Origin of the sequence: Streptomyces sp. P6-2-1, from assembly GCF_050613165.1 — a bacterium.
Lineage (GTDB): Bacteria > Actinomycetota > Actinomycetes > Streptomycetales > Streptomycetaceae > Streptomyces.
In genome coordinates, this window is the sequence record NZ_CP192513.1 from 3,864,045 (window position 1) to 3,875,761 (window position 11,717).

The window sequence follows — 11,717 nt, forward strand, 5'->3', positions numbered from 1 at the left end:
ACTGGAGCATTGGGCCATCCGGCTCTGGGCTCGCCACAGGCTCTGGCAGAGGAGATCCAGCCAGAGATGGGGCTGGGCCGGGACTCGGAGGAGCGAGCTGGATGCGGCCATGGAGTCGTTGGGCATTCCGGTTGCTGAGGCACCGGGAGTACACGGCGTTCTCGGATCCTGGCGCCCTCGTTATGGAGCTTGTGCGCTGGCCGTCATATGCGGTTGGTTCGCCGTATGGGCAGCCGTCCGAGTCTCACTCGCGCTAGTGGAATCTGGAGTTGCGTGGCTGCACTGGGCATGGGGCATCAAGGCAGTGGAGCACTACCGGTGGATGGGTAAACCGGAGAACCAAGTGGCCATGGGCTTTGGTGACTGGATGGTCATTCTGGTGATCATGTTCGGGGTGATTTTCGTGCCTGTATTGCATGCGATGCGGTGGAGTTCGACTGCGCAATATCGATTGGTTCGAGCGGTGATCGATGCTGTCATCGCTGGCGCCGAGGCAAGCGCAGCGCCTCGGGGAAGGGCGAAGGCCAAAGCGCTCCGGAATGTAGACCGAAGCTGCAGACTTGTCGAGCAGCGCCTCTTTCAGGTGCACACCATCGCGCGTTCGGTCCCGCGGCGTTCTTCCAGACTTCGACCGATCAAGCGGCATGCCGCGCTCGTCGCCGGTGCGCAACGGGTCGCGCTGCATCAAGTGGATGTGGCTCCGGCGCGTGCGCTCACCGAGCTTGCGCGTCTGCAGTTGGCCATCGCTGAGAATCACTTGTGTGGTCAGCAGGCAGCCCTTCTGTCTAGCGAGCGGCTACAGGAGGTACGGCCTGTGTCCCGCTTGCGCAACACCTGGCTCGAGTCCGCTCATATCGCGCTGGCAATCGTCGCAGCCATGGTTGCGGCGGTGCTCACGGCACGCGTACTGCCGGTCATCGGTGTGGGCGACGATCTGCGCCCGTGGCTAACTCTGGGAGCGAGTGTCCTCGCTGCGACTCTGGTAGCGGGCTGGGGTCGCGTTGCGCGCATCATCGAGCTTCTGCCTGTCTGACGAGGTTGATGGTTCGACGGAACGGTGCTGCCTAGCGACGGCCTAACTGGTGTCACACTGGGCGGGTGAGAGCTGAGCCCGTCGGCATTGGCTCCGCCTGCTCTGAGATTGCGCGGTGCAAGCATGAGTTCTGAGGGACCCAAGGTGGCCTACAGTCGCTGCCTGATCGGCGGCCGTTCAAAAAAGATGCCTTGCGACCCTAAGCGCAAAGGGCGGATGACATACCCCGAGGCGGCCCGAGAATTGCGCGTCAGTGAGAACTGGCTGCGGGCCCACATCATGGAGCTGCCGCATGGGAAGATCGGCAAGTTTGTGTACTTTACCGAAAATGATCTCGAACGTATCGATGAGATGTTCCATTGCGAGCCGGATGTGCGGTCGGCGCGGCCGACAACGCGTCATCCAATCGCGGAGCTGAAGCCCAGCTCACGAGCGCGCCCCAAGGTGAGCCCCAGTTCGTGAGCGCGGTCTGCTCCGTGGCCAGCTGCGCGCTGGTGGTCGGCGACGGACGCCAGCGGTTCAGCTAGACAGGGGAAACCTTCAGGTCGTGCCTCGAAATCGATCTGTTGGCAGAGCCCAATCTCCTGGGTAAGTGGATGCAGACCTTCCGCGAGATCCGTTCGGTGGGCTGAGCTGCGCTTCCATTCCCCCTCCTTCACTGGTGGATCTTCGCAGGACTTCGGTCTGCCGAAGCTGAACATATTTCGGCCATTCCTACGCGCGCTGCGGCCTGTTGTGCACAATGTCGCTTTTGTGGTCTGGCGGTCTCCGTCATTCGCCGTGAAAATGCCCGCCGTAAGTGAGAACGGGGGAATGTATGGGAGCTGCCTGGGGCACCAAGGCCCGGGGGAGGAAGAGGCACGGGGAGTCAGGACCCGGCCAATGGCCGGGTGTCCCCACGCAGCGGGCACCGCACCTAGCTGATACCCCTCGGCCTGCTGAGGTGGAACCGACGGCCACCGAGGTGACGAGGCTTCTGTGTCAAGCGGTGTACGCGCGGCCGGACCGAGCGAAGCAAATCAAGGCATGGTGGCGCATGTTCCGGGGCAAAAACGCCCCCGCGAAGAGGCCGCGTCGTAGCACGCGTCGGCCCATCTACCTGGAGGGCAGCGACGACTGCCCTCCGCTGGGTGAACCGACGGCTCAGTGGGTTGTCGACCACGTACTGAATGGCCCGCCGGCTCCCGTGCCGTCCTATGGGTTCGATCTTGTCCCTGTGGTGAGGCACAGTGTGCGTGCGCACCGAGGTAAACGCCTACGGCGTCTGTGCTTCCTGCTGCTTCTGGCAGGAGTCGGGTACGTCACTCCTTGGGCGACAGCGATCTGGCTGGGGGCAATCACGATCGCCCTCACCATGAGGTGGGCAGCGTTTCGAGCCCAGCGCAAACAGAGGCGCAACAGTCGATTGGCCCGTCGCCCACGTCTGGCATACCTACCTCTCGTCATCCCATGGCTGCTTGCGCTGGTGCCCTACCACTCGGGTGGGGACGTGGTGTCGGCGACTCGTCTTGGCCTAGCCGTAGTGCCGTTCGGCCTTCTCGCCGGGATGGTGGTGGTGTATGCCGGGGACCGGCTCCTTGCGAGATCCGCGCTGTCCGTGTTGAGCCGCGAGAAGGTCTCCCGCGATGCATTGCCGTGGGCGACGCCGAGGGCCTCTCGGAGGGTATCCGTGCTCGGAGAGGAGCAGGAGGGGCGTCTCCTGCCCTACGACGCTTCGCAGCACTTCATCGGTGCCGGCCGTGATCATTGGGGAGCCGCCCACATCAACATCCCTCTAAAGCCTAAAGACCCCGAGGAGCCGGTCAAGTCCTTCGGTGAAGCCGAACTACTGCGGCGTGTAGGTGCCGCACTTGACGAATTGGGCCGTGGCGTAAGGGAGATCACGGACCCGCTGCCAGGGTTTTCCATGGAGCGGGTGCTCGGGCTACCGTCCCACCTCTGGCTACAGCGGACTCGGGAGGGAAACGGGGAAGCCCCAGACCTGGCGGGCAGGGGCCGTAAGTCGCCTTCCAGTGAGCCGGAACGCCTATACCTGCGCGCGCAGTGCATCACCTGGAACGGCCAGGTCGTGGTCAGCGTTTTCGTGCACGCTGCTTTGGAAGCGGGTGAGTTGAGGCTGACCGTGCGACCGCACGTGATGACCCCGCTCTACAACGAGCTGAAAGTGACGGCTGCCTCTGCCGGGCAGCACGGCATACGGCTGTGGAGATGGGTAACGGTCCAGGCTCTCCTGGATGCAGTTGTCGGTCCACTCACTCTGTGGCGAAGGGTGGCCCGTATCGGTCTCGGCGAGAGCATCGAGAGTCACGTCGAGGAAGAGGGCCCGGTAAGCATCAGAGACCGTTACTCGACCGAGGAAGTCACTGATATGCACCAGAGCGACGATGCCAAGCGCCACGTCGTCCTCATAGAGACCTGCGTCTTCCGCACGGTTGCCTCCTACCTGCGCGACCGGGGCATCGACACCACCGCATACGACCAGCAGGTAGCCGCCGTGACCAACAACATCCAGATCTATGGCGACAACAACGCGCCCATCCAGAACGTCGTCGGCAACGGCAACAGCAACGTTGGACAAGGCCCCGCTAAATAGGGAGGAAAGAAATGGCCATCGGACGACGCCGACCGGACCCCACATCCGAACCGGGACACGGGTCGGGCATCAGTATCGGCGGCAACAACATCGCCCCACTCCAGAATGTCGTCGGGCAGAACATCTCACGCGTGTACCAAGCTGCATCGGCAGACGGGACCACCGACGTCGAGGCCGTTCGGGATCTCCTCATCACGTTCCGCGAGGATCTGGACCGCAACGCGGCTGGTCTACAGCACGTAGAGGCGCTGAGGGCCATGGCGGGCACGGTAGACGGCTCGCTCACGGCCCCGGCCGAGAGCGCGACCACGTTGAGGGGGGTCGCGCAGGCGCTGCCGGCACTCGTTCTCGGGACGGTTGTCCAGCAGAGCGGAGAGGCTCTCGCGCATGCCGTGAATGGGCTGCTGAGCTGAACCCCCCGGGGGGGCGCCTGCTCGAAGCTTATGGGGAGCTGTGTTCCGCACTTGGCGCCCAAAGTGGCCCTGGAAACAACGCAGGGGTCCGCGTATGCGGAATTAAGCCCCTTCACGTTCTCGGGAGAAGCACCGCAAGATAGGTGCTGTGGAAGACGAAAGCACCCTCTCCATCAAGCTCGTCACGATGGATCGCGCGGCATCGTGCACCATCTTCACCCGCTCGGATGGGAAGGAGGCCCGGTTCCCCCTGGACCCCTCCCCGTTCGAGGACACGAGCGTCATAGCCAGACTGGACTTCAGTCCAGCCTTGGCAGCCCTCCTCGCTACCACCCTGAGCGGTGATCAGGTCCTCTTCGAAATGCCACTGGCGGGGGCCCCTGATCAGTTGGCAGGACGGCTCGTCGTGTACCTCGACCAGAACCAGTGGAGCTTGCTGAGCAACGCATCCCACGGTGCGCCGACGAGCAGCGAGGCAGATCGAGCCGCTGCCCTGAGACTCAAAGAATGGGTGGACCAACGCCGGATCGTCTTGCCTGTTTCTGCCGGCCATTACTACGAGACCGGCAAACGGTTCAGCACGGATAAGCGCTACGACCTCGGGTTGACGATCCTTCAGTACAGCCGAGGCTGGCAGATGCGCGATCCGCTGCAGGTCCGACGAAACGAGATTTACGATGCCTTTTGCCACCGACTAGATCAACCCGGCAACGTGCGTAATGCCCCGGTTTTCACTCTCGACCCGGATGCTCTTCACTCCCCTACCCGCCGGGCCGAGGCTGGTGCTGAGATGCCGTCTACGTTCCAGAACCACTTTGTTTTCCAGCCCGAGGCGCTAGTCGCTGCCTCCGGCTCCATCGATGCCATGCTCGACACCCAGAGGGTTGGGGAGGGGCGGGACACCGGGTGGACCGCGGCAAGCCAGCGGTTCAGTGACTGGCTGGACGAGCTTGACCAGGACTCACAACAGAAGCGCAGGGCCATTGACATCCATCTCGTGACGGATCTGCAGCGGGAACTGGCCGAGGAGGCAGCTGCGGCAGACGTTTCGAAGGAACTGTTCCGGCGCTGGGGCTTCAAAGGCTGGGTGCGGGCCATTGGCGAGTCTCCTGCTGTCGGCCTCTTCCGGGAGATGCTTCAGAGTCGGCATCTCAACAAGGGCACGAGGTGGCGCCCTAATGACCTGACTGACATGATCTACCTTTCCTGCGCGGCCGGATACGCGGACTTTGTCGTCTGCGAGAAGCACATGCGCGATCCGTTGCAGCACGGCCTGAGGCGCATGGGGCGTTCGACGCCCATCTACCGCAGGCTTACTGACGCCGTAGCGGCCATCGAAATGGCCCTGGCAACATCCGTCCCTGTCGACCCCGCGCAGTAGCGCTGGACGCTCCTGCGCCCGGCGTTCTCTCAGCGCCACGGTTCGCATGTTCCGCCTCTGCTGAACTGGTAGAAGCCCGCGTCGTTGTAGGACCTCAGGATCGCTCGTAGTTCCACGCCTGACCGGTCTGGCGGTACTCCTCGACGGGGATCGGGAAGACCCCGGTCTTCATGCGGGCCGTGTAGAGCACCCCATCGAGGTGGTCGATCTCGCGACGGATGAGGCGGGCGAGACCTGTCCTACTGCGTCGCTCTTGCCTTGATCGACTTCGATGTTCCAGGCGGGGTGGAGATCCGGCATGTGGAGAAGTACAGCGGCAACCACGTTGAGGCCCGACCCACGCTGTACTCGAGTGGGAACTTCCGTATGAGTACCGGAAAGATCGAGTTCATGACGAGGTAGATCCGATGGCGGGCATGGACTCTTAGAGGAGTACGAGCCTGAACGCAGCGGCTCGCTTGGCCATCCGCTGCTTCCAGGGCGTTGGATCCTCCTGGGCGATCTCCCGCCACAGCGCCGCAGATGCGGAACCGAATGCCGTGAGTGCCTCCGGATCGGTGTTCCGCCACGACGGGAAGCGGCCTGCGAACATGATCGCGTCCTCCGCCGGGTGGCCGGCGTCCATGAGCCTCAGCGCCAAGGCGCCTGGATCGATCCACGCCGCACCGCGCGTTGGCCACGCCCAGTCGATGAGGCGAGCACGCCCGTCGGCGATCAGGACGTTGTGTGGTGCGAAGTCGGTGTGCAGCAGGGTGTTGCCGCTGAAGTGCTGGAGCGTTCCGGGCGGAGCGTAATCCGCCCAGCGGTCCACCGCGTCCTTGATCTCGATGTCGGCCGGAGCTGTGATCCGTTGCAGGTCGGTGAGCGCGGCTTCTACGAGCACCAAGTCGGCCGAGCCGGGGCTGTAGTCGGCATGGCGACCGCTGAGGACCTCGTATCCGAGGAGACTCCATCCACCGACTTCCAGGTGCCAGTAAAGGCGGGGACAGGACGTTGGCAGGTGGGGGGCGATCTCCGCCTCGCGCCGCTGTGCTGCGACCTGCGGATGATCACTCGCGATGCCCTTCACGAAAACGCTGCCGCTCTCGGTCTCCAGGACGGAGGCGACGCCGGAGTTCATGCCGCCGGTCATGGTCACCGCCTGATGCACGGGGCCGGTCTTGTCGGTGACAGCTTGGCGGACGTCGGCGGGGAGCTGCTCGAAGGGAATGCGAGACATGGACACGCGCGGTTCCTCATGGGGCTCGGAGACAAGGGAGTGCCGCCCCAGACAGGGTATGACCGGGGCGGCACTCATGGGGCGCGTACGCGAGCGGTGCGGCGCCCGCCTGCGGTGTGTCTAGTACGGCTGGTCGTCGCCGGCCGAGCAGCTGCACTCGGCGCCTTCGGCGGCCTCGTCCAGGTCGGCGATGATCTGGACCTCGTCGTCACGGATGGCTGCGGCCGGAAGTGGCACGGCCAGGGCGCCGGTTGCACCATCGGTGGGGCGCCGTCCGATGGTGAGCAGCACCGGTTCGCGTGGCGGGGTGAGGGTTGTGGTGGGTGGGGTCATGATCCGTAGCCTCCGTGTTGGCAGTAGAGCTCTCGACGGTCCCCCGCCTCCTGGTAGAGCTTGGCCAGCGGCCGGCAGGTACGGCAGGTGCCGACCTTCGTGCAGCCGGAGCATCCACCGGTGCGGAGCTGTAGGGACTCGGCGATGGCGCCGAGCCGGGGGAGGGCGGCGACGCCCTCGGTCACGAGGTTCACGCTCGGGTCGCGGCCGACCTTGCAGACGGACGCGATCCCGTGCGGGTTCACGTGGAAGAAGGTCCGGCCCGCGTTGCAGCCGGTGAAGACGCTCCGGGCCTTGATGTGGCCCTCGGCCTGCGTCGCCAGCGGGTTCGCCTCGCCGTCGATCGTCGGCGACATGTTCGTGAAGACCTGGTGCGGGAAGGCGTAGCGCGCGCACAGAGCCACCATCGCGTCGACTTCGTGAGCGTTGTCGTCCGACACGATCACGTTCAGCCGGACCGGCAGCCGGTCCTGGTGGGCGGCGTCCAGGCCCTGGATGAACCGGTCGAACGCGCCGCGGTTGCGGGTGACCTTGTCGTACGTACCCGCGGTCGCGCCGTAGACGCTGAGGGTAAGCCGGTAGGGGCGACGGCGTGCGAACAGCCCGCGGATCGGCGGCTTGCGCAGGGACGAGCCGTTCGAAGAGACCTGCACCATCATCCCGAGCTGGTGGGCGTACTCGTAGGCCGCGCCGAATTCGCGGTCGATCAGTGCCTCGCCACCCGTGATCTGCAGCCAGAGCACGCCCGCGTCGCGCATCGTCCGCAGGAGCTGCTGCTTGCCCGCCCAGTCCAGGCCCTCGAAGCGCTTCTCGCCGAGGTAGCAGAACTCGCAGTCGTAGTCACAGCCGAGGTTGATCTCCCAGGATGCCTTCGCGTACCCGTACGGCGAACGCTCACGGACGAGGACGAAATCGCCGACCGGCCCGTCGGGCAGTTCGATGCCCCACGCCTGCCGTGCGGCATCGGCAAGCCAGGCCGGCAGGGGGTCTCCCTCGTGGCTCGCGGCGCGCAGCTCCTCGTAGCGGATCCCAGGAATGCGCACACCGACCGCATGGCCTGGCTGAAGAAGGAGGTGCTGGGCGAGGAACGGGCTGGCCACGAGACGCGTGCTTGATGCGGCAGGCGCAGCCCGATCCGGTGTGCCGGTTGCGGTCATCGGACCTCCAAAGGGCGGTCGTCGCGGTCTGAGCCGGGAGGGCTGATCGGGTTTGCGTCGTCACCCGCGGTCTTGAAGCAGGACCAGATGACCTTTCCGAGCGGGGTACGGTCCTTCACTCCCCACTCGTCGGAGAGCGCGGCCACCAACATCAGGCCCCTCCCGGAGATGTCTGTGACGGCCGGCTCGCGTACGACGGGCTGCTGGCGACGGCTGTCGTGCACTTCCAGGCGTACGCAGTTGTCGTCGATGTCGAGCCGGACGAGGAAGCCGTGCCCGCGGGCGGTGCCGTGGACGACGGCGTTCGTGGCGAGTTCGGAGACGCACAGGCGGATGTCCTCGGTGCGGCTCGTCAGGCCCCAGCCGTCCAGCGCCCGGGTGGCGAACTCCCTTGCCCTGCGGACGGACTGGTGTCGAGCGTCGAAGAACTGCTGAAGCGACTCGGGCATGGGGTGCCTCATGACTCCGTGCTCAGGGGGCGAAGTGGTGCGGGGAAGCGGCGGTGGGCGATCGGGTGGCGAGGTACGTGGACGGGTCCGATGCGGGGACGGCGGGCCAGCAGCAGGCGGGCGCCGGTGGCCTCGATACGGCGCGTGCGTTCGGTGGCGAGGTGCTTCGGTCCCAGGTGGGACAGGGCGGGGACGATGACGCCGTAGACATCGGGAAGGGCCAGCGCGTCCAGCAGACCGGTGAAGGCGGTGGAGGTCGGATCGGTCGTCGCGCGCCTGTCCTTGAAGACGCCGGAGAGCTGCAGCTCATGGATCCGGCAGTACTCCGTCAGTGACGCCTGTAACGCCGTTTGACGGGCTACGGAGACGCCGACCAGCCGCAGGAAGCCGTAGACGACGGGCCCGTTGACCGGACGGTGCTCGGTAAGGAGTTCCATGCTGGTGACCGTCCAGGGACTCGGCGAAAGAGTGACCCCTTGAGCGTCGCCGTACCCCAACGCGCAGGGAATCGCCCGCTGTTCCACTTGCGCTCTACTTCCGCCCCACCGGCCGCACGCTTCTGCTTCCATGGCTGGTGGAAGGGAGCGACGCGTGGCGACCGTGCACCATTGGACCGGCCTGGAGGCCAGAGCCTTACGGCTCGCCCTCCGCCTGAGTGTGCGGGCTTTCGCCGAGCGACTCGGTCTCGCCGTCGCGACCATCTCCAAGTGGGAAAAGCTCCGGTCCGCGACCGAGCCCCGCCCTGACACGCAGGCCATTCTCGACACCGCGCTCGGCCGCGCCGATGCCTCCGTGCACCTGCGCTTCGAAACGCTCCTGTCGGAGATGGCCGGCCCCGGGCAGGTGGCAGCCGGACGCCGGGTGACGGCTGCCGGGCCCAGAGCCTGGGAGTACGAGTCGTGGACCGACGACCTGGATCGTGCCGTTGTCGCCTTGTCCCGACAGAACTTCACCTTCGCGGACAGCCTGCTGGGCCGATGGCTCAACCGTTTCACGGCCGCCGAACTCGACGACAAGGGCCTGTACCTCTACGCCCGTTCCACCGCGTTACTCGGAGACCTCAAGCGTGATCGGGGCGCCGTGCTCGGACCGCTGTCCGCCCGCCACTCCTACGCGGGCGCGCGCTCGATCTTCACCCAGCTCGACATCCCCCGCCGCGTCGCCCAGCTCGATCTGTCCCTCGCGGTCGTCTCGGAGATGTCCGGTGACCTGGAGGCGTCGGCCCGTACGTACGAGACGCTCGCTGTCGACGACCGGCTCTCTCGCCGTGACCGGGCCAGAGCCCGCCTGTGGGTGGGCACGGCACTCAGCAAGGACGGCAACCACGACTACGCGACCCGCGTGATGCAGGCCGCGACCCGTGAGTTCGAAGACCTCACCGAACCCGACGACTGGTCGGTGGCCCATCAGAAGCTAGCCCTGGCCCGCCGGGGCGTCGGAGACCTCACCCAGGCCATGCACTTCATCGACATCGCCCGAAGCAGCGGGAGCACCGACTCACCGATGCAACGCGTACGACTGGACACCGCTCACGGCCACATCCTGCTCTCCGACACGGCGACCCGCGATGATGGGCTACGCGTTCTCGGCCAGGCCGCTCGGACGGCCGCGCAGTACGGCCTCGTGCACCAACTGCGCAGTATCGAGAGCGTCAAGGCCAGCAGTGAGGGGCCGCCCGGGGCCTCGCCGACGGTGATCAGGGAGACGAACGCGTGAGTGACAACCAGCAGGGCATCGCCGAAGACCAGTGGCACCAGGCCAAGGCGATCTGGGACTTTCACCAGATGCACCACCAGGCCCGCCCCGTGGACGTGGCGATCGGCCTGGGCAGCCACGACCTGGGAGTGGCCACGCGCGCCGCCGAGCTGTATCACGCGGGTCTCTTCCCCACGCTGGTCTTCACCGGTGGCAACAGCCCGACCACCGCCAAGGTCTTCCCTCGCGGCGAAGCGGTCCACTTCCGCGAGCACGCCATCGACCTCGACGTCCCAGCCTCAGCGATCCTGCTGGAGCCCCACGCCGCGAACACCGGGCAGAACATCACCCTCGCCCGCGAGGTCCTGGCCGACGCCGGCATCACCCCGGAGAAGGTGCTGCTGGTCTCCAAGCCCTACATGGAACGGCGGTCGTACGCCACCGCCCGCAAGCTGTGGCCCGAGGCCGAGATGGTGTGCGCCTCGGAAACCCTGGAGTTCGACGACTACCTCAAGTCCATCGGCGACGAGAAGCTCGTGGTGGACATGCTCGTCGGCGACCTCCAGCGGGTGATCGAGTATCCGAAGCTCGGGTTCGCCATCGAGCAGGAGGTCCCGGAGGACGTGCATGCCGCGTACGAATCCCTCATCCACGCCGGCTTCACCAGCCGCCTCATCGCTTCCTGAACTCACCTTCCCGGGCAGCCTGTGCGCCATCCACCAGCCCAACTTCATGCCCCGACTGACCACGCTGGCCAAGCTGTTCGCGTCGGACCACTGGATCGTCCTGGACGACGTGCAGTTCGCCCGCCGCGACTACCAGCATCGCGCTCGCATCGCCACACTCGACGGCCTTGGCCCGAACCGGTGGCTGACCATCCCCACTCACCGCCCCTCCGGGGGCGCCACCCTCATCAGAGACACCCTGATCGCCGACCCTGCCGCGGCCCGACGCAGAGCCTTATCGATCCTGCGCCAGCAGTACGGGATCAGCCCACACTGGCCCGCGCTTGACCGCGCCCTCCAGCCGGTCTGGGACGCCTTCGACACAGGAAGAGTCGCGCCGGTCGCCACTGCCTCGACCCGCGCCCTGCTCGAACTGCTCGGCTGGCGGGGACAGATCTTCACCAGCAGCGCCCTGCCTGCACGCACAGGTCGGTCCGAGCGGCTGGCCGACCTGGCCGACGCCACTGGCGCACGGGCGTATCTGTGCGGTACCGGGGGCATGACCTACCTGGACCATGCCCCCTTCACCGAGCTGGGCGTAGCCGTCGTCCCGTTTCTCTCGCCGGCCACTGGTCTGTGGGCCTCGGGGCGACAGGTCAGTGCTCTGCGGGCGCTGGCCTTCCGTGGCCCCGACGCTGTGGGCGCCCGGTTCCGGGCTCTCGCGTTCGCCCACGATGCGCTGGGGTGCGCGGCCTGACACCCGCTTCGGGTACGGAGAC

General features: G+C 66.0%; 13 protein-coding genes. 8 read left to right on the forward strand and 5 right to left on the reverse strand.

Features of this window, described 5'->3' with window-relative positions; all coding sequences use genetic code 11:
- The first annotated feature begins 256 nt into the window (after positions 1–256).
- The 5 genes from ACQYWQ_RS16650 (at position 257) to ACQYWQ_RS16670 (ending at position 5,420) form a co-directional block, all read left to right on the forward strand.
- Entirely contained in the window at positions 257–1,033 is a 777-nt protein-coding gene (locus ACQYWQ_RS16650; protein ID WP_158678793.1) for a hypothetical protein, read from the forward strand.
- 123 nt (positions 1,034–1,156) lie between these two features.
- Positions 1,157–1,495 carry a helix-turn-helix domain-containing protein gene (locus ACQYWQ_RS16655; protein WP_431035524.1) on the forward strand — a complete coding sequence of 113 codons (339 nt, stop codon included), beginning with the start codon at positions 1,157–1,159 and terminating at the stop codon, positions 1,493–1,495.
- Between the two features lie 1,003 nt (positions 1,496–2,498).
- Positions 2,499–3,626 (forward strand): hypothetical protein, encoded by a 1,128-nt coding sequence (locus tag ACQYWQ_RS16660; RefSeq protein WP_431035526.1) that lies wholly within the window; start codon positions 2,499–2,501, stop codon positions 3,624–3,626.
- 11 nt (positions 3,627–3,637) lie between these two features.
- The gene (locus ACQYWQ_RS16665; RefSeq protein WP_007823995.1) at positions 3,638–4,039 is read left to right on the forward strand and encodes a hypothetical protein; all 402 of its coding nucleotides are present in this window, start codon (positions 3,638–3,640) and stop codon (positions 4,037–4,039) included.
- Positions 4,040–4,187: 148 nt separating this feature from the next.
- A complete protein-coding gene (locus tag ACQYWQ_RS16670) occupies positions 4,188–5,420 on the forward strand; it encodes a hypothetical protein (protein WP_431035528.1) in 1,233 nt (410 codons plus the stop codon).
- Positions 5,421–5,844: 424 nt separating this feature from the next.
- Here the strand turns inward: ACQYWQ_RS16670 and ACQYWQ_RS16675 are convergent, their stop codons facing one another.
- From ACQYWQ_RS16675 to ACQYWQ_RS16695, 5 genes are all read right to left on the reverse strand, one after another.
- Positions 5,845–6,639: a hypothetical protein gene (locus ACQYWQ_RS16675; RefSeq protein WP_007823991.1), complete on the reverse strand. Its 795-nt coding sequence runs from the start codon at positions 6,637–6,639 to the stop codon at positions 5,845–5,847.
- A gap of 120 nt (positions 6,640–6,759) precedes the next feature.
- Positions 6,760–6,972 (reverse strand): hypothetical protein, encoded by a 213-nt coding sequence (locus ACQYWQ_RS16680; RefSeq protein ID WP_244451822.1) that lies wholly within the window; start codon positions 6,970–6,972, stop codon positions 6,760–6,762.
- Positions 6,969–8,072, reverse strand: coding sequence for a radical SAM protein (locus tag ACQYWQ_RS16685; protein ID WP_431039220.1), 1,104 nt, complete (start codon positions 8,070–8,072; stop codon positions 6,969–6,971). The genes ACQYWQ_RS16680 and ACQYWQ_RS16685 overlap by 4 nt, the downstream gene beginning before the upstream one ends.
- Positions 8,073–8,125: 53 nt before the next feature.
- A complete protein-coding gene (locus ACQYWQ_RS16690; protein ID WP_244451820.1) occupies positions 8,126–8,578 on the reverse strand; it encodes an ATP-binding protein in 453 nt (150 codons plus the stop codon).
- 8 nt (positions 8,579–8,586) lie between these two features.
- On the reverse strand, positions 8,587–9,015 hold the full coding sequence (locus ACQYWQ_RS16695) for a hypothetical protein (RefSeq protein ID WP_007823984.1): 429 nt from the start codon (positions 9,013–9,015) through the stop codon (positions 8,587–8,589).
- Positions 9,016–9,169: 154 nt separating this feature from the next.
- On the opposite strand from ACQYWQ_RS16695, the gene ACQYWQ_RS16700 reads away from it, so the two are divergent.
- Genes ACQYWQ_RS16700 through ACQYWQ_RS16710 form a run of 3 tightly spaced genes read left to right on the forward strand, consistent with a single transcriptional unit; the run spans position 9,170 to position 11,695 of the window.
- Complete coding sequence (locus ACQYWQ_RS16700; protein WP_043255187.1) at positions 9,170–10,294, forward strand: helix-turn-helix domain-containing protein; 1,125 nt, start codon at positions 9,170–9,172, stop codon at positions 10,292–10,294.
- Complete coding sequence (locus tag ACQYWQ_RS16705) at positions 10,291–10,959, forward strand: YdcF family protein (RefSeq protein ID WP_043255186.1); 669 nt, start codon at positions 10,291–10,293, stop codon at positions 10,957–10,959. Before ACQYWQ_RS16700 ends, ACQYWQ_RS16705 begins: the two co-directional genes overlap by 4 nt.
- Before the next feature lie 46 nt (positions 10,960–11,005).
- On the forward strand, positions 11,006–11,695 hold the full coding sequence (locus tag ACQYWQ_RS16710; protein WP_431035530.1) for a WbqC family protein: 690 nt from the start codon (positions 11,006–11,008) through the stop codon (positions 11,693–11,695).
- The last annotated feature ends 22 nt before the right edge of the window (positions 11,696–11,717 follow it).

What these genes read in the sequence shown, in the direction of transcription:
- ACQYWQ_RS16690 (WP_244451820.1), bottom strand. Translation starts at nt 8,578, where the DNA reads ATGCCCGAGTCGCTTCAGCAGTTCTTCGACGCTCGACACCAGTCCGTC.
- ACQYWQ_RS16665 (WP_007823995.1), top strand. Translation starts at nt 3,638, where the DNA reads ATGGCCATCGGACGACGCCGACCGGACCCCACATCCGAACCGGGACAC.
- ACQYWQ_RS16710 (WP_431035530.1), top strand. Translation starts at nt 11,006, where the DNA reads ATGCCCCGACTGACCACGCTGGCCAAGCTGTTCGCGTCGGACCACTGG.
- ACQYWQ_RS16680 (WP_244451822.1), bottom strand. Translation starts at nt 6,972, where the DNA reads ATGACCCCACCCACCACAACCCTCACCCCGCCACGCGAACCGGTGCTG.
- ACQYWQ_RS16675 (WP_007823991.1), bottom strand. Translation starts at nt 6,639, where the DNA reads ATGTCTCGCATTCCCTTCGAGCAGCTCCCCGCCGACGTCCGCCAAGCT.
- ACQYWQ_RS16655 (WP_431035524.1), top strand. Translation starts at nt 1,157, where the DNA reads ATGAGTTCTGAGGGACCCAAGGTGGCCTACAGTCGCTGCCTGATCGGC.
- ACQYWQ_RS16695 (WP_007823984.1), bottom strand. Translation starts at nt 9,015, where the DNA reads ATGGAACTCCTTACCGAGCACCGTCCGGTCAACGGGCCCGTCGTCTAC.